The organism is Sulfitobacter sp. UBA4523, from assembly GCF_002388305.1.
GTDB classification, from domain to species: Bacteria; Pseudomonadota; Alphaproteobacteria; order Rhodobacterales; family Rhodobacteraceae; genus Sulfitobacter; species Sulfitobacter pontiacus.
Window position 1 is genome coordinate 98,238 of the sequence record NZ_DGMH01000035.1, and the last position, 19,133, is coordinate 117,370.

Annotated in this window: 19 protein-coding genes and 1 pseudogene; 8 read left to right on the forward strand and 12 right to left on the reverse strand. The window is 60.8% G+C overall.

The genetic code is table 11. From position 1 onward, the window contains the following. Nucleotides 1-46: 46 nt before the first annotated feature. The 5 genes from metA to guaA form a co-directional block, all read right to left on the reverse strand. The gene (gene metA, locus B3849_RS08875) at nucleotides 47-979 is read right to left on the reverse strand and encodes a homoserine O-acetyltransferase MetA (RefSeq protein WP_005853468.1); all 933 of its coding nucleotides are present in this window, start codon (nucleotides 977-979) and stop codon (nucleotides 47-49) included. An 83-nt stretch (nucleotides 980-1,062) separates the two neighbouring features. Beyond that, nucleotides 1,063-1,917 (reverse strand): ATPase, encoded by an 855-nt coding sequence (locus B3849_RS08880; protein ID WP_243250136.1) that lies wholly within the window; start codon nucleotides 1,915-1,917, stop codon nucleotides 1,063-1,065. A 161-nt stretch (nucleotides 1,918-2,078) separates the two neighbouring features. Next, nucleotides 2,079-3,200, reverse strand: coding sequence for an OmpP1/FadL family transporter (locus B3849_RS08885; RefSeq protein ID WP_278375997.1), 1,122 nt, complete (start codon nucleotides 3,198-3,200; stop codon nucleotides 2,079-2,081). A 143-nt stretch (nucleotides 3,201-3,343) separates the two neighbouring features. Next, entirely contained in the window at nucleotides 3,344-4,207 is an 864-nt protein-coding gene (locus B3849_RS08890) for a DMT family transporter (RefSeq protein ID WP_278375996.1), read from the reverse strand. Between the two features lie 73 nt (nucleotides 4,208-4,280). Next, nucleotides 4,281-5,843 carry a glutamine-hydrolyzing GMP synthase gene (gene guaA / locus B3849_RS08895; protein ID WP_278426290.1) on the reverse strand — a complete coding sequence of 521 codons (1,563 nt, stop codon included), beginning with the start codon at nucleotides 5,841-5,843 and terminating at the stop codon, nucleotides 4,281-4,283. Between the two features lie 200 nt (nucleotides 5,844-6,043). Between guaA and B3849_RS08900 the strand changes: the two genes are divergently transcribed. Continuing rightward, the gene (locus B3849_RS08900) at nucleotides 6,044-7,582 is read left to right on the forward strand and encodes a trimethylamine methyltransferase family protein (RefSeq protein WP_005853475.1); all 1,539 of its coding nucleotides are present in this window, start codon (nucleotides 6,044-6,046) and stop codon (nucleotides 7,580-7,582) included. On the opposite strand, the gene B3849_RS08905 is transcribed toward B3849_RS08900, so the two are convergent. After that, complete coding sequence (locus B3849_RS08905) at nucleotides 7,575-7,874, reverse strand: DUF6477 family protein (RefSeq protein ID WP_286780031.1); 300 nt, start codon at nucleotides 7,872-7,874, stop codon at nucleotides 7,575-7,577. The two genes, B3849_RS08900 and B3849_RS08905, sit on opposite strands and share 8 nt — an antisense overlap. A 243-nt stretch (nucleotides 7,875-8,117) precedes the next feature. Between B3849_RS08905 and B3849_RS08910 the strand changes: the two genes are divergently transcribed. Then, entirely contained in the window at nucleotides 8,118-9,212 is a 1,095-nt protein-coding gene (locus tag B3849_RS08910; protein ID WP_286780032.1) for a DUF6456 domain-containing protein, read from the forward strand. A gap of 114 nt (nucleotides 9,213-9,326) precedes the next feature. Next, complete coding sequence (gene lipA / locus B3849_RS08915) at nucleotides 9,327-10,274, forward strand: lipoyl synthase (RefSeq protein WP_005853478.1); 948 nt, start codon at nucleotides 9,327-9,329, stop codon at nucleotides 10,272-10,274. A gap of 138 nt (nucleotides 10,275-10,412) precedes the next feature. On the opposite strand, the gene B3849_RS08920 is transcribed toward lipA, so the two are convergent. Next, nucleotides 10,413-10,586 (reverse strand): hypothetical protein, encoded by a 174-nt coding sequence (locus B3849_RS08920; protein ID WP_005853479.1) that lies wholly within the window; start codon nucleotides 10,584-10,586, stop codon nucleotides 10,413-10,415. Further along, nucleotides 10,583-11,119: a hypoxanthine phosphoribosyltransferase gene (hpt, locus tag B3849_RS08925; protein WP_005853480.1), complete on the reverse strand. Its 537-nt coding sequence runs from the start codon at nucleotides 11,117-11,119 to the stop codon at nucleotides 10,583-10,585. The genes B3849_RS08920 and hpt overlap by 4 nt, the downstream gene beginning before the upstream one ends. 67 nt (nucleotides 11,120-11,186) lie before the next feature. Here hpt and B3849_RS08930 point away from each other — a divergent pair, with 67 nt between their 5' ends. Further along, the gene (locus tag B3849_RS08930) at nucleotides 11,187-11,642 is read left to right on the forward strand and encodes a type II toxin-antitoxin system RatA family toxin (RefSeq protein WP_005853481.1); all 456 of its coding nucleotides are present in this window, start codon (nucleotides 11,187-11,189) and stop codon (nucleotides 11,640-11,642) included. A 52-nt stretch (nucleotides 11,643-11,694) separates the two neighbouring features. Here the strand turns inward: B3849_RS08930 and B3849_RS08935 are convergent, their stop codons facing one another. The 4 genes from B3849_RS08935 to B3849_RS08950 all read right to left on the reverse strand — a co-directional run bounded on the left by B3849_RS08935 (nucleotide 11,695) and on the right by B3849_RS08950 (nucleotide 15,133). After that, nucleotides 11,695-12,876 carry an ammonium transporter gene (locus B3849_RS08935; protein WP_037944254.1) on the reverse strand — a complete coding sequence of 394 codons (1,182 nt, stop codon included), beginning with the start codon at nucleotides 12,874-12,876 and terminating at the stop codon, nucleotides 11,695-11,697. Between the two features lie 160 nt (nucleotides 12,877-13,036). Then, entirely contained in the window at nucleotides 13,037-13,516 is a 480-nt protein-coding gene (locus B3849_RS08940) for a CinA family protein (protein ID WP_278426299.1), read from the reverse strand. Next, the gene (locus B3849_RS08945; RefSeq protein WP_278426300.1) at nucleotides 13,497-13,994 is read right to left on the reverse strand and encodes a phosphatidylglycerophosphatase A family protein; all 498 of its coding nucleotides are present in this window, start codon (nucleotides 13,992-13,994) and stop codon (nucleotides 13,497-13,499) included. Before B3849_RS08945 ends, B3849_RS08940 begins: the two co-directional genes overlap by 20 nt. Further along, entirely contained in the window at nucleotides 13,991-15,133 is a 1,143-nt protein-coding gene (locus tag B3849_RS08950; protein ID WP_286780033.1) for a bifunctional 2-C-methyl-D-erythritol 4-phosphate cytidylyltransferase/2-C-methyl-D-erythritol 2,4-cyclodiphosphate synthase, read from the reverse strand. The genes B3849_RS08945 and B3849_RS08950 overlap by 4 nt, the downstream gene beginning before the upstream one ends. A 182-nt stretch (nucleotides 15,134-15,315) precedes the next feature. Between B3849_RS08950 and dusB the strand changes: the two genes are divergently transcribed. The 4 genes and pseudogenes from dusB to B3849_RS08970 form a co-directional block, all read left to right on the forward strand. Further along, complete coding sequence (dusB, locus tag B3849_RS08955) at nucleotides 15,316-16,302, forward strand: tRNA dihydrouridine synthase DusB (protein ID WP_278426303.1); 987 nt, start codon at nucleotides 15,316-15,318, stop codon at nucleotides 16,300-16,302. Beyond that, a complete protein-coding gene (locus B3849_RS08960; protein WP_005853487.1) occupies nucleotides 16,302-17,393 on the forward strand; it encodes a two-component system sensor histidine kinase NtrB in 1,092 nt (363 codons plus the stop codon). Before dusB ends, B3849_RS08960 begins: the two co-directional genes overlap by 1 nt. A 2-nt stretch (nucleotides 17,394-17,395) precedes the next feature. After that, on the forward strand, nucleotides 17,396-18,769 hold the full coding sequence (locus tag B3849_RS08965; protein WP_278426306.1) for a response regulator: 1,374 nt from the start codon (nucleotides 17,396-17,398) through the stop codon (nucleotides 18,767-18,769). 132 nt (nucleotides 18,770-18,901) lie between these two features. Beyond that, nucleotides 18,902-19,133: pseudogene (locus B3849_RS08970) on the forward strand (PAS domain-containing sensor histidine kinase); the annotation flags it as partial.

The window sequence follows — 19,133 nt, forward strand, 5'->3', positions numbered from 1 at the left end:
CACGATCACCAAGCCCACGGCGACCAGCGTCAGGATCAACAGCATGCTACGTCCCAAAATTGCTGCGACCGATGTCGTTCAGATCGTAGTGGGTGGTCTGGTAGATCTCGTTGATCCAGTTGCCGTAGAGCAGATGCGCATGGCTACGCCAGCGGTTCAGCGGCACCTGCGCGGGGTCATCATCGGGGTAATAGTTGCAGGGCACGTTGATCGGCGTGCCTTGGGCGACATCGCGGTCATATTCGTCCTTCAATGTGTCGCGGTCATATTCAAGGTGATTGAAGATATAGAGCGCCCGATGCCCTGCATCCTCGACCAGACAGGGGCCGACCTCCTTGCTGCCGAGCAAGGTGGTCAGGCTGGGCACGGCGTCGACCTCTGCCGCGCGCATTTCGGTCCAACGGCTGACCGGCACCACCAGATCATCCGAGAACCCGCGCAAATAGGGCGACGACGGTTCAAGGTTGCTGTGGCGGAAGCAGCCGAAGGCCTTTTCCTCCAACAGATGCTTTTTGATACCGTGGAAGTAATTGATCATCGCCATGCCACCCCAGCACACGCCGAAGGTCGAATGGACATTGGTCTGGGTCCAGTCAAAGACGCGGGTAAGCTCTTCCCAATAGGTGACGTCGTCAAAGTCCAGATGCTCTATCGGGGCACCGGTGATAATCAGCCCATCGAATTTCTCGTGGGTGACTTCCTCGAACGGGCGGTAGAAGCTTTCAAGGTGATCTGCGGCCGTATTGCGCGACTGGTGGTCGGACATGCGGATCAGGCTGAATTCGATCTGCAAGGGCGTCGCCCCGATCAGCCGCGCGAACTGGTTTTCTGTCTGGATCTTTTTCGGCATCAAGTTCAGCAAGGCAATGCGCAAAGGCCGGATATCCTGACGCGCCGCCATTTCCTCGTCCAGCACCATGACACCTTCGCGCGTCAGCACGTCATAGGCAGGCAGGTCGGAAGGCAGTTTAATTGGCATGTCAGTATTCCACGTCTAGGGGCTCAGGTCTTGCATCATCTGCGCCGGATTTAGATAAGCGCCCGCGCAGAGGGCGCCAAGGGTCACGCGCTTAACGTCCCCGCGATCAGGTCGTTGAAGTCATCCTCGGATTTGAGCCCGGCCACCTGATCGGCAGTCACGGTCACCCCCCATCGCGACATCGCCTCGTAGCGCGGCTGTCGGTGGGCAAGCGCTTGGGCGTAGGTCCAGCGGATGAAGGCATCCGGATCGACATCATCCTCTTGGCAGTTGTTTTCGCGCAGATATTCCTGCCACACCCGCAGCAGGAACTCGGGCTGGTAGGCCATTGGCTTGGGCGCTTTGTCAAAGCGGCGGATCAGCTCTTGGGTGTGGGCATCGTCACCCTTGATCCAGACCGGCAGACATTCCGCCGACAGGGTTTGCATCAGCGGATCATTGTCGTCATCGGGGTCCACCCATTCACAGATCGAGCCGCCGGTGTCACAGATGAAATGCGGATACCCATAAAGCGTCTGCGCACGGCGCGCGAAATGGCCGGTGTCGCGCAAGGCTGCGATCTCTGCCTGTTTGAACGCTTCCTGTCGCGAGGCATATTCCGCCATCGGCAATCCCCCCTTGGCCGCATCGCCGGGCTTGCCCAGCCAGGTCGCCACGGGCGAAAGATTATCAAAGGTGATGTTTGACCCGATGTAGATGCTATCGCTCAGCAGAAGATCCCGCAGGAAGGGCACCTTCATCGCTTCGGCTTTGGCGTTGTCAGCGATGGTTTCACCCAAGTATCGCGTCCCGATCCGGTAGTCGATGGAGTAGTGGAACCACCCCCCCGACTGCCGCAGCAGATGCGCCATATGCGTCTTGCCCAGACCCGACATGCCAAAGACCAGCACATGTTTATGCGGCGCGGCACGCCACGCATCGGCAGAGGGGTAGAGCATGGGTCGTCATCCTTGGAACGTCTTGTTTCGCAATGAGTAGCCTAGCCTGTGCCGAGACACCAGACGCGAGACATCGGCCACGAGACGTCAGACATCGCGGGCCCATGAAAAAGCCCGCCACATTGCTGGGGCGGGCTGATAGAGCGTTGCTGTGGTAGGGCTTAGAAGTTGTAGCCGAACTTAACCCCGACAGAGACTGCAGAGTTGTCTTCGAAGTTTGCCTGCGGCGTATTCTGTGTGGTTGCCCGCGCATCGCCAAGCTTGGTATAGCGCACGCCCATGCTCACATCGAACTGGCTTGTCGCCTGATATTTAGCGCCCAAGGACACATACCGGGCACCATCGGTTGGCGCGAGCGGAGAGACTTGATCGTCGCCGTCCGCACGCTGGTATCCGATCGCAATCGAGCCAGACCACTGGTCGTTGAAGCGACGGCCGACGCCAATTTCGTAATCGGTGGAATCTTCGATTGACGTCAGGCTCGCACCGCGTGTCAGAACGTTAAAGACGTCTGGTGATACGATGGTATCGGAATAGCGTGCGTAGCGGATCGAACCGAAAACGAGCGTATCAGCCGCGACCCCGGTTTGAAATTCCAGGTTGAGACTTTCGGGCGTCTCGACTTCGGTGTCTGTGCGTCCTGCTGGGTTGATGGGGGCGCCGTTGCTGGTTTCCAACGTCGACAAATCATGTGTAATTTTCGAGTTATACGTCAGCGCAACGCGCATCGCGATGTCTGGCTTTTCAAATGCCGCACCGATTACATATCCGACGGCGCCGTCAGAATCGAAGTCTGCACGATACCCGCTGAGCGGCCCGTATCCTGCACCCTGCAGCGCAACAGTCGCATCGACTTCTTGATAGCGCAGACCGCCGTGCATGCTGAAAGAATCGTTAAACTTGTACCGCGCCAAAGCGGTAATCGCGAAGCTGTCCACAGTCGCCTGGGTTCCACCATAGGACGGGGAACTTGGTACTGCAGGGTACAAAACGTCGGACCCGAATGGTTCATCAACGACAACAGCAAAGGACAGCTGATCGGAATACTGATACTTAAGGCCGCCGCCAATGACATTGAAATCTTGGGCAATATTGCCTGTATCGCCACCACCGCGCACGTCGGTGCCGTCAATAGAAGGCGAGACGCGGCCAAAGCTGAATTCGAAACGGTTGCCATCTTCGAACAGAATGCCGATGTCTTGGCCAGAACGATCCAATCCCCCCGCGTGCAACGTGGATGCGCTGCCCAACAGGGCCGCCATTGCGATTACTCGATACGTCATCTCTAAATACTCCTCCCCAGAAGCGATGCAGCCACAACACGCAGCCACAATTTATACAGCAACTGAACGGTAGCATGCGTCAATCTGTCAATTCTTGACCAAGGGGAAGTCTGCGCCCCCATGCCAAAACTGTTGCAGTTTCGTTACGGAACGCGGCGGGATTCGATCCAGAGGTTCATGTAATTGCCGGCAAAGATAATCGCGCCGCCGATGAAGACCCAGACATCCAAGGCCTCGGCATATACCAGCATACCGATGACGGCGATCAGGGGCAGGCGGACAAAGTCGATCGGGACGACCACGGTCGCAGGCGCAATAGACAATGCGTTGGTCAGGCAGAAATGCGCCATAAGCCCTGCGACGCCGATCAGCAACAACAGCGGCATCTGTGCCACGGCAGGCACCGCGATATCCCCGTCGTAACCGGCCATGATCACGCCAAAAACCAGTTGCGTCACCGTCAGGTAAAACAGGATGCAGGTGATCGTCTGGCTGCGCGTCAGCCGCTTGGTCAGCATGATCGTCAGCGCAAAGAAAATCGCCGAGGACGCCGCCGTGATCACGCCGGCATTCAGCCCGGCAATCGTCGGACGGGCAACACAAAGGATACCAATAAACCCAAGAACCGCCGCCAATGCCCGCACCTTGGTAAGCCGTTCACCCAAAATCAGCGGCGACAGGACAATCACCCAAAGCGGAGAAGTGAATTCAAGCGCAAAGACCTGCGCGAGCGGGATCACCGTAACCGCGTAGAACCACAGATTCTGTCCGGTGAAATGCGCCAGATTGCGCCCGATCTGCGTGCCGAAGTCGCGCCGGTTGATCTGCCCCCAGGTCCCGTAAACGGTCGCGAGCGTAAACACAGCGATCACGCCCACCAGCGACCGGTACATCATGATCTCGAACGTATCGAGACTGCCGCCAAGCTCGCGCCCGGCGACGGCCATCGCAGAGAAAGACGTGATCGACCCCATCATCCACAAAGCCGCCCTTAGCGTCGGGGTCATGGTCTCTCTTCCAAATGGAAAAAAATCCCCGCCGGAGGCATCTTTGTCATGCGGCCGATCAAAGCCATTCAGATCATTCCCATTCAATCGTGCCGGGAGGTTTCGACGTGATGTCATAGGTCACCCGGTTGATGCCCGGAATTTCGTTGATGATCCGCGTTGCGGTCTCGCCCAGGAATTCATGGGTGAACGGATAGTAATCCGCCGTCATCCCATCGACCGAGGTCACGGCCCGCAGGGCACAGGCAAAATCATAGGTCCGCCCGTCGCCCATCACACCCACGGTGCGGACAGGCAGGATCGCCACAAAGGCTTGCCAGATTTCATCGTAAAGCCCGTGCTTTCGGATCTGGTCGATATAGACCGCGTCCGCCTCGCGCAGGATGTCGAGCTTTTCGCGAGTGATCTCACCGGGGCAACGGATGGCGAGGCCGGGGCCGGGGAAGGGGTGGCGGCCGATAAAGGACGGGGGCAGACCCAGCTCGCGGCCAAGCTCGCGCACCTCGTCCTTGAAAAGTTCGCGCAGCGGCTCGACCAGCTTGAGACCCATCTTTTCGGGCAAGCCGCCCACGTTGTGATGCGATTTGATTGTGACCGACGGGCCGCCGGAAAAGGACACGGATTCAATGACATCGGGGTACAACGTGCCCTGTGCGAGGAAGGTGGCATCGCCGACTTCCTTGGCGTGCTTCTGGAACACGTCGATGAACAGTTTGCCGATGATCTTGCGCTTGGTTTCGGGGTCGGACACGCCATCCAGCTCGCCCAGGAACAGTTCCTGTTCGTCGGCGTGGATCAGCGGCATGTTGTAGTTGTCACGGAACATGGTGACGACCTCTTCGGCCTCGCCCTTGCGCAGCAGACCGTGGTCGACAAAGACGCAAGTGAGCTGGTCCCCAATCGCTTCGTGGATCAGCACGGCCGCGACCGAGGAATCGACCCCGCCGGACAGACCGCAGATGACCTTTTGATCGCCGACCTGTTCGCGGATCGCGGCGATGGCCTCGTCGCGGTAGGCGCTCATTGTCCAGTCGCCCTTGAAACCCGCGAGACGCACAAAGTTTTCATACAGGCGCGCGCCATTGGGGGTGTGGTGCACTTCGGGGTGGAACTGCACGGCATAGAAATTGCGCGACACATCGCCGGTGACCGCGAAAGGCGCGTGGGGCGAGGTGCCGTAGACTTCGAAACCGGGCGCGATGGCGCTGACGTGATCGCCGTGGCTCATCCAGACTTGCTCTTTCTCGGTGAGGAACCAGCCTTCCAGCAGCTCAAGACGGGCCGCGGAAGGGGTCACATAGGCGCGTCCGAATTCAGCGGTGCCGTGACCGCGTTCAACCTTGCCGCCCAGGCAATGCATCATGACCTGTTGGCCGTAGCAGATGCCAAGGATCGGTACGCCAAGCTCGAACACCGATTGCGGTGGCATGGGCGCACCTTCGGCGAAGACCGAGGACGGCCCCCCCGACAGGATCACCGCCTTGGGCGCAAAATCCTTGAGAAAGGCATCATCCACCGTGTTGAACGGGTGGATTTCGCAGAACACATTAAGTTCACGCAAACGGCGGGCGATCAGCTGGGTGACCTGGCTGCCGAAGTCGATGATGAGAAGGCGGTCATGGGAGATATCTGTCATGCAGACTGATTATGGGCGGATGGCCTGCGTGGCAAGAGTGGAGTGGGGGCCAGCCCCCAGACCCCCGGAGTTTATTTTGGCAAAATGAAGGGGTCGGCGGAGCATGATGTCGGTTTTTGACCTCTAAGGCCGTAAACCGCGTAAAGCCCGCTGCGTGAATGGGGTAGCTAGGCGTCAGTTTTGGCGGAAAGGAAGACCTCATGGCGGAATCAGCAAGACGCGGGCGCGGTGGTGGCGGTGCGGCACGTCGGGCGGCACGCTCGGCTGTGTCCTTCGAGACAGCGAAATACATCGAACGCAACATTCCCAACTACGAGGTGCTGACCGAAGAGGCGCTGCAGATCATCGAGTATAACGCAGATACGGTGCTGGAAGAGATCGGCGTGAACTTTCCCGACAACCCCGAGGCGCTGGCGCTGTGGCGCGCGGCCGGGGCGGATGTGACTGGCGACCGCGTGCGTATCCCCCGCGGGCTGGCACGCGAGCTGTGCAAGACCGCGCCGTCGCAGTTCACCCAACACGCGCGCAACCCCGCGCGCAACGTCGAGATCGGCGGGCGCAATCTGGTGTTGGCCCCGGTCTATGGCCCGCCCTTCGTGCGCGACACCGCCGGGGGCCGTCGCTATGCCACGATGGACGATTTCAACAAATTCGTGAAGCTTGGCTATATGTCCAAGTGGTTGCACCATTCCGGCGGCACGGTCTGTGAGCCCACCGATGTGCCCGTCAACAAGCGCCATCTGGACATGCTCCATGCGCATATGACGCTGAGCGATAAACCCTTCATGGGATCCGTCACGGAACCGAGCCGCGCGCAGGATTCGGTGGACATGTGCAAGATTCTGTTCGGTGCGGATTTCGTCGACCAGAACACGGTGATGACGTCGCTGGTGAACATCAACTCGCCCATGACGTTTGATGACGTGATGATGGGGGCGCTGAAGGTCTTTGCCGAGAACAATCAGGCGTCGATCATTTCCCCCTTTATCGTTGGCGGCGCGATGGCACCGGTATCCGTGGCAGGGACATTGACGCAGGTCCTGGCCGAGGTCATGGCCGGCATCGCCTATAGCCAGCTGATCCGTAAGGGCGCGCCGGTGATTTTCGGGGCCTTTGTGACCTCGATCGACATGAACTCGGGTGCGCCGACCTTTGGCACGCCGGAGGCCGCGCATATCACCTATGGGGCGGGGCAATTGGCGCGGCGGATGAACCTGCCATTCCGGTCCTCGGGCTCGTTCTGCGGGTCAAAACTGCCCGACGCGCAAGCAGCCTATGAGACGGCGAACAGTCTGAACATGGGGCTTTTGTCGGGGGTGAACTTTATGCTCCACGCCTGTGGCTGGCTGGAAGGCGGGCTGGTCGCCTCGTTCGAGAAATTCGTGATGGATGCCGATCAACTGGGCGCGTTGCACCATTTGGCGCGCGGTGTAGAGATTGACGAAAACGCGCAAGCGCTGGATGCGATCCGCGAGGTTGGTCCGGGCGGACATTATCTGGGATGCGCACACACACAGGCCAACTTTAAGGAAGCCTTCTGGAAATCCGACCTGCTGGACTACAAGCCATTTGAAACATGGTCAGATGAGGGCGCGCGCGATACCCAGTCGCTGGCGGCGGCGCGGGTCGAAAAGCTGTTGGGCGACTATGTGCAACCGCCTATGGACCCCGAGACGCGTGCGGCGCTTGATGCCTTTGTCGCAGAACGCAAGGCGGCGGAGCCTGACAGCTTTATGTAGCAGCATCTCGCAAGGTTTCGCGCAAAATCGCGGCCTCGGCAATGAGGGCGGTCATCACCTCTATATGACGGACCAGGTTATAGCCTGCGTCCGTCTTTTTACGTCTGGCGTTCAGGTCTGCCTCTATATCGATCAGCTGCACCAGCACCACGGCGCTGCGTGGCGGGGGCGCTTTCCTCAGTATCCGTCGCAGGGCCGGGCCGCGGCGATAGCTGCGGGCCCCGATGGTGCCTGCCTGCACCAATATGGCGGGACGGTGAATACCGCTGAGGCGCGCTAGAATATCTTGCATAAAATCAAATCCTTGCTGGCTGCGGGGTCATGCCATCGCATGGCCGCTCACGTGCAGGATTTCACGCAGGATACTGGTGTTGCTCGCGCGGCGAAGTCTGCGTGCGTCGCGGTTACGACTGTTTACCTTTTGGAAACAATTATGAGTTGTATCGGTAAATGTTAACAAATCCATAACCAATTAACCTTTTGGTATTGTGGATAAGGCTGTGGATAACCGCGCCGCCTGAAGAAAGGAGACCGCATGACCCAAGTTTTGAATACGCCGCCGGACCGACGTGGATTGCCCGGATGGGTGCCGGATGCCGCGCGGCATTATGTGTCGCATGTGGAGATGGGCCAGCCGATCCGGGCGCTGGCGCGATCCGCTGAGTGTCACGCCTCTACCATCCTGCGCCAGATCCGGCGGCTGGAAACGCGGCGCGATGATCCGCTGGTGGACGACGCCCTTGATCTGCTGGGGCAGGTCAGCCGTTTTGAAACCCACCCCATGCAGGAGCCCGCCGCGATGAATGACACCTCACCCCCCATGATGCCCGATGATGAAACGCTGAAAAGCGAGGCGCAGCGCATTTTGCGGCGCTTGTGCGAAACCGGTGCGCTGCTGGCGGTCGCAGCCGAGATGGACAAGGCCGTTGTCGTGCGCGGTGGTCCGGATGGCGCGCAGACGCGGACTGCCGTGGTGGACCGCTGTGTCGCGCAGGCGATGGCGCTTAACGGCTGGATCGCGAGTGATGGCGAGGGGCGCATCCTGCGCTATCACATCACCGCGGCCGGACGGCATGCGCTGGAAGAGATGCTGGGTCAGGGGGCACAGGACGGTTTTGCCGAAGCCCAAACCAGTTTTGCCCCTGCGCCGCCGCTGCCAGAGGGGGCGCGGCAGAAAACGGCACGACGCTTGCGCTACACGCTGGCAGAAAGCCCGTTGGCCGCGCTCGCGCGCAGACGCGACGCAAAGGGCGCGCCGTTCCTGTCCGACAGTCTCGTCCAGGCCGGAGAGCGCCTGCGCGAGGATTTTGAACTGGCGCAAATGGGCGAGTCGGTGACGCAGAACTGGGACCGGTTTCTGGCACCGGGCGGGCAGGGCGACAGCGTCAGCTTTGAGGGCAGCGCGCCTTCTGCGGCCCGGGCACGGGTGGGATCGGCGCTGGCGGATCTGGGACCGGGTCTGTCGGATATTGTGCTGCGGTGCTGCTGCTATCTGGAAGGGCTGGAAACCACGGAAAAGCGCCTTGGCTGGTCGGCGCGGTCGGGAAAGATCGTTCTGCGTATCGCCCTGATGCGCTTGCGCAAACACTATGCGGAAACGCTTGGCCCCGGGAGCGCGATGATCGGCTAGACGGCGAATCCGGATCGGCGCGTACTGCATGGCTGCCCCGCAGGTGACAACTGCCTCTTTCATGCGCCGCGCGAACCGACTACATAAGGGGCGTATTCCAAACGGAGCCTGATCATGCGAGACCTGAAAATCCCCGAGCAGCGCCACCCTGAAAAGGCCCGACGCCCCGACAATCCACAGCCGAAAAAGCCGTCGTGGATCCGGGTGAAGGCGCCGGGTGGCAAAGGCTATGCGGATACCGCAAAGATCATGCGCGAGAACAAACTGGTGACTGTCTGCGAAGAAGCGGGCTGCCCGAATGTGGGCGAATGCTGGTCGCAGGGCCATGCCACCATGATGATCATGGGCGAGGTCTGCACCCGCGCCTGTACCTTCTGCAACATCGCAACAGGGCGCCCGCCGGAAGCGCTGGACATCTTTGAACCCGGGCGTGTGGCTGATGCGGTGTCCAAACTGGGACTGAACCACGTGGTGATCACCAGCGTGGACCGCGACGACATCGAAGACGGCGGGGCAGAGCATTTTGCCCAGACCATCCGCGCCGTCCGCAAACGGTCCCCGGGCACCACGATCGAGATCCTGACCCCCGATTTCATCCGCTGTGATCCCAAAGTGCTGGAAACCGTGGTCGAGGCGCGACCGGATGTGTTTAACCACAATCTGGAAACAGTGCCCGGCCTCTACCCCGAGGTCCGCCCCGGGGCGCGGTATTTCCATTCGCTGCGTCTGTTACAGCGGGTCAAGGAACTCGATCCGACGATGTTTACCAAATCCGGCATCATGGTCGGTCTGGGCGAGGATCGTCAGTCCGTTATGCAGGTCATGGAAGACATGCGCGCGGCGGACATCGATTTTCTGACCATCGGGCAATATCTGCAGCCGACACCAAAGCACCACGCGGTGGACCGCTTTGTGCACCCCGATGAATTCGCCGCCTATGAAAAATCGGCCTATGGCAAAGGGTTCTTGATGGTCTCTGCGACGCCTCTGACGCGGTCGAGCTACCACGCAGGGGATGACTTTGCGCGGCTGCAGGCGGCGCGGTTGGCGAAGCTAGGGTAACTGCATTGCATTGGATTTGAGGGGTGCTGCCCCTCAAACTCGCGCAGTACATTGAGGGGCGCTGCCCCTTAAACTCACGCGGTACAATGAGGGGCACTGCCCCTCAAACTCCCCGGGATTTACATCCATTTGGAAAAGTTAGAACGGGTTTTTGATCCGTTGGGTCGTGGCCCATTCGGGCCAGTAGCCAAAGTATTCTGCGGCAAAGATCAGCGCGCCGGCCAGGACCACAGCAAAGACGAATTTGACGCGGCCCGCCGAGGGCGGGTGCTGCACCCACCGTTTCATCCGCATCAGCCAAGCGACGTTCATGTAAAACGGACCTTGCCGATAAAGGGCTGGTTGCGGTCGCGCTGTGCGAAATCGATGCCGTAGCCCACAACAAATTCATCCGGAATTTCAAAGCCGATCCAATCGGCCTTCATGTCCACCTCGCGGCGGCTGGGTTTGTCGAGCAGGGCAATGGTTTTCAGCCGTGCGGGTTCGCGCGACATCAGTAGATTGCGCACGTGATGCAGGGTGTGGCCCGTGTCGACGATATCTTCGACGACCAGCACATCGCGCCCTTCGATTGCGCCGCGCAAGTCTTTGAGGATACGCACTTCTCTGCTGCTTTCCATGCCATCGCCATAGCTGGAGGCCTCGAGGAAATCGACCTCGATCGGGAGGTCAAGCTCGCGCACCAGATCGGCGATAAACACGAAAGATCCGCGCAGCAGCCCCACCACTGTCAGCTTTTCGGTGCCTGCGAATTCGCTTTGGATTTCGCGGCAAAGGGTTTCGATCCGCGCGGCGATTGCCTTGGCCGAGATCATTTCATCGATGACATAAGGTCGCGTCGTCATGGGTTTTACCTTGAAAAAGGGGGAGATAGGATTTCATAAGGGCTAACTTCATGACAGATGGAAATCAATGCCTACCCATTCAGAGACCCGCGAACTGCCCTACACCGCCCAACAGATGTATGATCTGGTGGCCGATGTGGCGTCATACCCAGATTTTCTGCCCTGGACCGCCGCCGCGCGGATCAAAAGCCGTGAGGATAAGGGGGATCATGAGGTGATGGACGCCGATCTTGTCATCAGTTTCAAAGTGTTTCGCGAACGTTTCACCAGCCGCGTGGTGTTGTGGCCAGAGGCCAAGAAGATCGACACCGAATATCTGGATGGCCCGTTCAAATACATGAAATCGAACTGGGCCTTCGAGGACAATGGCGACGGCAGCTGCAAGGTGCATTTCTTCGTCGATTTCGAATTCAAGAACGCGATTTTGCAAAAGATCATCGGCGTCGTCTTTAACGAGGCGATGCAGCGGGTGGTGCGGGCGTTCGAGAAACGCGCGGCCGCCCTCTATGGGGCCGGGGCCTAGAAACAACAAAGGCCCCAATGCGGGGCCTTTGTGTGGGTCTGCGTTTTCCCGATCAGCTGCTTAGATCATAGGCCCGTTCACCGTGGACGGACAGATCAAGCCCGTTGACCTCGACCTCTTTGCTGACACGCAGCGGGGTGATCGCCTTGCAGACCAGCACCAGCACGACGGTCACCACCGTGGTATAGACACCGACAATCGCCAGCGACCCCAGTTGTGCGGCCCAGGACCCCGCCCCGAGGGCCGCGATCATGATGGTGCCGAAGATACCGCCCACGCCGTGAACCGCGAATACATCAAGCGTGTCGTCGATCTTGGCCTTGTTGCGGATCAGGACGACCGCTTCCTGGCACAGGATCCCGGCAACCGCGCCGATCAGCAGCGCCGCCCAAGGGCCGACGAAGCCCGACGCAGGCGTGATGGAGGCCAGCCCCGCGATGGTGCCTGTGACGATGCCGACCAGAGAGGCCTTGCCGAATTTGATCCGCTCCCACAGCGCCCAGGTGAGCGAGGCGGTGGCGGCAGAGATATGGGTCACCGTGATCGCCATCGCCGCACCTCCGTCTGCGGCCAGTTGCGAGCCGCCGTTAAAGCCGAACCAGCCGACCCAGAGCATCGCCGCCCCGATCATCACGAAGCCCGGGTTATGCGGCGGGGTGTTGTGGTTAAGGCGTGGACCAAGGAAGACGGCGAGGATCAGCGCCGCGAGGCCGGCTGTTTCATGCACCACGATGCCGCCCGCGAAATCGCGCACGCCGACCTCGCCAAAGATGCCACCATCGGCCAAGAAACCGCCGCCCCAGACCCAATGCACCACGGGCGCGTAGCACAGCAGCATCCAGAGACCCGAGAAGAGCATTACAAAGCCAAAGCCGATACGCTCCACATAGGCACCGACGATCAGCGCGGGTGTGATCACTGCGAATGTCATCTGGAAGGCGAAGAACAGGATCTCGGGCAGGGTGCCTGACAGGCTGTCAGCAGTGACCCCCGACAGGCCGATCTTGCCCAAGCCGCCCCAGAGGCCCGATGTGTCGGGACCAAAGGCAATGGAGTATCCGGCGAAGAACCATAGCACGCTCATCAGACAGGCGACGCCGTAGGTATGCATGAAAACGCTCAGCACGTTGCGGCTGCGCACCAGCCCGCCATAGAAGAGCGCGAGCCCCGGTAATGTCATGAACAGGACCAAGGCCGTGGCGGTCATGATCCAGGCCGTATCAGCTGCGTTCATCTTGGTTTCCTCCCGAAAGGTTTTTGATTGCAGACGGGTGAAACGGATGTGCGCGCGCGACAAAAGTTAAAAAGTGGGCAAAGCCGGTGATTAAACGGGCATTTCTACATTCGCCACATATTTAGGCAGCAATTTAGCCATGCCGCCTGTTTTGCGGGCGTTATGTAATCGCCTCAAAAATCAGCCCCAAGGCGAAATCGCGGGCAGCGCGGCGGACCTTATCGCGGCCCAATGCGCCGAACTCTTGCGTTTGGGTGGTGATACCGGACGCCGTGGCGAGGCCGAAACAGACGCGGCCTTCGGGCTTATGCTCTGACCCGCCGGGGCCTGCGATGCCGGTGATCGACACGGCGATCTGCGCGCCGGATCGTGCCAAGGCACCACGCGCCATTTCAAGGGCGACCTGCTCGGACACCGCGCCGTGGGCGGTGAGTGTGTCCGGGCTGACGCCCAGAAGGTCGATCTTGGCGGCATTGGTATAGGTGACAAACCCACGGTCGAAGATCGCGGAGGATCCGGGGAGGTCCGTCAGGGCGGCGGCGACCATGCCGCCCGTGCAGCTTTCGGCGCAGGCGATCATGACCTCGCGCGTGCGGGCGCGGTCCAGAAGGGCGTGCAAATCAGGCAAAGAGATACACATGATACAGCACGGCCAGTGCGATCACCCCCAGCAGTGCGAAAATGCCTGCAAAGATATCATCCAGCATCACGCCAAGCGCATCGCCGCGCCGGTCGGCCCAGCCGATGATCAGCGGTTTCCAGATGTCGAACAGCCGGAAAAGCGCAAACGCCGCGATCCAGCCGGGCCACATCACAAGGATGTTCATGTCCATCGTCCAACTGGCGTAGCTGAGCGGCAGCAGCGCGACCCATTGGCCCGCAACCTCGTCGATCACGATCTCAGACGGGTCATGATCAGCGCTTCCCGAGGTCATGCGTGCGGTGGCCCACCACCCTGCGGCAAAGGTAAGCACGATGCCTGCGATCAACAGCGGCAGCCCACCGATGACATGGAGCAGCCAGGCCCAGGGCAGCGCCACCAGCGACCCCCAGGTGCCCGAAGCAGGGCGGATGTAACCCACCCCCAGAACGGTCGCGATCAGCTTTGCCAAAGTCATAGTTTCACCAATGTTGCTGTGGCCATGCAGGCGATGCCTTCGCCGCGGCCGGTAAATCCCAAACGTTCCGAGGTCGTCGCCTTGACCGACACACGGCTTTCCTCAAGGGACAGGATATCCGCCATCACGCGGCGCATCTCTGCGGCATGAGGCCCCACTTTGGGGTATTCGCAGATCAGCGTGCAATCGACATGAGTCAGGGTGAACCCTTCGCTGCGCGCCAGATCGGCGGCATGGCGCAGAAAGATATGGCTTTGCGCGCCTTTCCACTGCGGGTCAGACGGGGGGAAATGCTGGCCGATGTCGCCCATAGCCAGCGCGCCATAAATCGCATCGGTGACCGTATGCATGCCGACATCGGCGTCGGAATGGCCGACCAGCCCCTGATCATGCGGAATATCAACGCCGCAAAGTGTGACATGATCCCCCGGACCGAAAGCATGTACGTCGAACCCGTTGCCGGTACGAATATCCATCGAAGACTCCAATATGCGGGCGGCGCGGGTCAAATCGCCCGGCATCGTGATTTTCAGGTTATCGACGCTGCCGGGGGTGATGGCAACCGCAACACCGGCGGCGCGGGCGACCTCTACATCATCGGCGGCGATGCCTTCAAAGGCGGCATGGGCCGCGCGGATCGTGGCAGCATCGAAGCCTTGCGGGGTTTGGGCGGCATAAAGCGCGGTGCGGTCCTGCGTGCCTGCGACGGCTCCGTCTTCGGCCACCCAAAGCGCGTCGGTGACAGGCAGGCCGGGGGCGGCTGCGGCATCTGTGGCCAGCGCGTCGATCACAGCGTCGATGATCTGCGGCGTGACACAGGGGCGGGCGGCGTCATGGATCAGCACCAGATCCGCATCCCCCAGCAGCGCCAGACCGTTGCGCACCGATGCTGCGCGATCCGCGCCCCCTTCGGCGACAAGACAGCCTTGCGCGGTGAACCCTTCCGCCTGCGCCATGTCACTGGCGTTCAATACGATGATGATCCGGTCGACCTGCGGATGCCGCTGGAAAGCCGCAAGCGTGTGGTCGATCACGCGTTTCCCGCACAGCGGCTGCCATTGTTTGGGCACGGCTCCGCCCGCACGGGTGCCCCGTCCGGCGGCCACGATGAGCGCTGCGATTTTCGGTGTCGACGCCATCGCGCGCCCCCTTTGATAAACTCGCCCCGTTCTAAGCCTGCAAAGCGGTCTGTGCAATCGCCCGCGCCCTATGCCTAAATTTTAGGCAATAGGTCAGTTTCTCACCAGCAAAAGCTTTTGGTTTGATTGAGTTTCGGCCCACCCCTCGGTAAACCAAAGGCAATTGCACAAGGATTAAGCGTTTGGATCTCTCGGATCTGCCCTTCAAACTCGACCCGCCTGTTTTGCTGGCTCCGATGGCGGGGATCACCGATCTGCCGTTCCGCACACTGGTGGCGTCTTTTGGCGCAGGGTTGGTGGTGTCAGAGATGGTTGCCAGCGTCGACATGATCAACGCCCGCCCCGGGACGCTGGAAAAGGCCGAACTGGGGCTTGGCGTCGAAGGCACTGCGGTACAGCTGGCAGGACGCGAGGCCGCCCCCATGGCCGAGGCCGCGCGGATGGTCGAAGGGCAGGGCGCGCGGGTGATCGACATCAATATGGGTTGTCCCGCCAAGAAGGTGACACAAGGCTATTCCGGCTCTGCGCTGATGAAAACGCCCGACCACGCGCTGCGCCTGATCGAGGCGGTGGTGAACGCGGTGAACTTGCCCGTCACGCTCAAGACGCGGCTGGGGTGGGACGACAATATGCTGAACGCGCCACAGATCGCCGCGCGGGCCGAAGCGGCGGGGATCACCATGATCACCATCCACGGACGCACGCGCTGCCAGTTCTATAAGGGGTCCGCCGATTGGGCCGCGATTGCGGGTGTCAAACAGGCGGTCTCTGTTCCCGTCATTGCCAATGGCGATATCATCAGCACCGATGCCGCGCGACAAGCGCTGGCGCAATCGGGGGCCGACGGTGTGATGATCGGGCGCGGTGCCCAAGGCAAACCCTGGCTGCTGGCTCGGGTGGCCCATGATCTGTTCGGCGCGCCCGCACCGATTATCCCGCAGGGTGCCGATTTCGCGCGCATGGTGTCCGACCACTACGAGGCGATCATCCGGTTCTATGGCGAGGTGATTGGCCTGCGCGTCGCGCGCAAACATCTGGGGTGGTACATGGACACCAGCAACACCCCCGCTGATCTGCGCCGCGCGGTACTGACCGCTGCCAGCCCCGCCGAGGTCCACCGTCTTATCCCGTCCGCCTGTCTGCCGGACCACCAGTTGGAGGCCGCTTGATGTCGCTGGATACTGTTTTCGCATCGCTGCCCGTGCCCGCCATTCTGATCGATACAGACGACACGATCGCCGAGCTGAACTCGGAAGCCGAAGGGTTTCTGAACGCCTCTGCAAAATCCGTGCGCGGTGTGCCGGTGTGGGACATGATCGCCGTCGATGCCCCTCTGGAAGAGGCGTTCACCCGCGCCCGTGACAATGGCACGCCCTTATTCGTCAACGATGTGGATGTCGGCAGCGGCCAACGCCCGCCGGTGCAATGCGCGTTGCACTTCGCGCCGCTGATCGATGCGGCGGGGCAGATGATCCTGATGATCACCCCCCGCGAGATGGCCGGTCGGATGACGCAGAATAATTCGGTCAAATCCGCCGCCAAATCCGCCATTGGCATGGCCGAGATGCTGGCCCATGAGATCAAGAACCCGCTGGCAGGGATCACCGGCGCCGCGCAACTGCTCAGCATGAACCTCAGCACCGAGGATCTGGAGCTGACAGACCTGATCGTCGCGGAATCGCGCCGGATTGTGAAGCTGCTGGAACAGGTCGAACAATTCGGCAACCTGATGCCGCCGGAACGCAAGGCGGTGAACCTGCATGACGCGCTGGACCGCGCGCGCCGGTCTGCGCTGCTGGGGTTTGGCGCGCGCATGAAGATCATCGAGGATTACGACCCTTCGCTGCCGCCAGCCTTGGGCGACAAGGACCAGTTGTTGCAGGTGGTGCTGAACCTGATCAAGAACGCGTCAGAGGCGGCAGGCCCCTCGGGCGGCACGATCCGGTTGCACAGCTATTATGAACATTCATTCCGCATGCGCCGATCCGACGGCACGGCGCAATCGCTGCCCTTGCAGATCGAAGTCATCGACGACGGCCCCGGTCTACCAGAGGCGATCCGCGCTGACGTGTTCGAACCCTTCGTATCCGGGCGCGAGAACGGCACCGGGCTGGGGCTGGCGCTGGTGAGCAAGATCATTTCCGACCACGGCGGCTGGATCACGGTGGAGTCTGTGCCCGGCAAGACCGTGTTCCGCATCTCACTGCCGCGGGCCGATAAGACCCAAATTGAAAATACCGCTTCCGATCAGGAGAATTAACGATGGATGGCACCGTTCTGGTCGCTGATGACGACCGCACAATCCGCACCGTTCTGACACAGGCACTGACCCGCGCGGGCTGCAAGGTGCACGCGACATCCAGCCTGACCACCCTGATGCGTTGGGTGGGCGAGGGTAAAGGTGACGTTGTGATCTCGGATGTGGTGATGCCCGACGGCAACGGGCTCGAGATGCTGCCCAAGATCGCGCAGGACCGCCCCGGTTTGCCCGTGATCGTGATCTCGGCGCAGAACACCATCATGACCGCGATCAAGGCGGCAGAGGCGGAGGCCTATGATTATCTGCCCAAGCCTTTCGACCTGCCTGACCTGATGAAACGCACCGCCCGCGCGCTAGAGCGCAGCGGGCCGGCGCGCCGTCCGGCGCAGACCAGCTCTGACAGCGATGGGGACCGGGATGATCTGCCGCTGGTGGGGCGCACGCCGGTGATGCAGGCGCTCTACCGCGTGGTGGCGCGGGTGATGAACACGGATCTGCCGGTGTTGATCTGGGGCGAATCCGGCACAGGAAAGTCGCTGATTGGTAGGGCGATCCACGATTTCTCGGACCGGCGGAACCTGCCCTTTGTCACCGTCACCTCGGCCGAGTTGCAAGACCTTGAGGGCCCGACACGTGTCTTGGCCAGGGTCCGCGGCGGGACGCTGCTGATTGACGAGATCGGCGATTTCTCGGAAGAGATTCAGGCCCGTATCGCGCGCATGATGGACACGCCCGGTGAACATGCGCCGCGGTTCCTTGCCACCAGCCAATCGGATCTAGCCGCCGCGATGAAGGCGGGCACCCTGCGGCGCGATCTGTATTATCGTCTCTCGGGGGCGACGCTGCATGTGCCCGCGCTGCGCGACCGCGTGGATGATATTGCCTTGCTTGCCGCGCATTTCCTTGAACGGTCCGAAACCGGCAATACCGCGCCGCGCGCCCTGTCCGAAGGGGCGGCGAAGGTCTTTGCCAACTATCAATGGCCCGGGAACGTGCGACAGTTGGAACATGCGATGCGGCAGCTGGCGCTGACCAGCCGCGCGCCCGAAATCACTCAATCCGAGGCAGAGCATGTGCTGGGGGCGCAACCCGACCCCGAACCGCTGCGCGCGCAGGCCAATACCGAAAAGCTTGGCGCGTCGGTCGAACGTCACCTACAGCGATACTTTGACCAGCACGGATCCATGCTGCCGCCCCCCGGTCTTTATGCCCGTATCCTGCGCGAGATCGAAGCCCCGTTGATCGAGATCGCCCTTGCCGCAACCGCTGGTAATCAGGCGAAATGTGCAGACCTTCTGGGAATCAACCGCAATACGCTGAGAAAAAAGATCACGGACCTCGATATTGAGGTGACACGCGGTCGAAAAATGATGTAAAAGCGCCACATAACCGTGGCCATCTAGCCTCAAAGCCGGATCAGGACCACAAAAATGGGCGGTTGATGCATAGGTGCATCACATCATCGGTGAGGATAGCGGGTGCTTACCCGGTCACGCAGCTATTATCTTATGCGGCTTGAGCGCCTGCGCCGGATCAGGCGCGTGCGCAATCTGGCGACCCTGGGCCTTGTCGTTCTGGGGCCGGTGCTGGCGCTTGTCACCTATTTGGTGCTCGGCCCGCTTGAACAAGGCGGAAACACCCCCAGCCTGCGCATCATTCTGCTGATCGATCTGGTCTATATCCTGCTCGTTGCCGCCCTTGTGCTGAGCGAGGTCGCGAGGCTGGTGGCGGCGCGGCGGG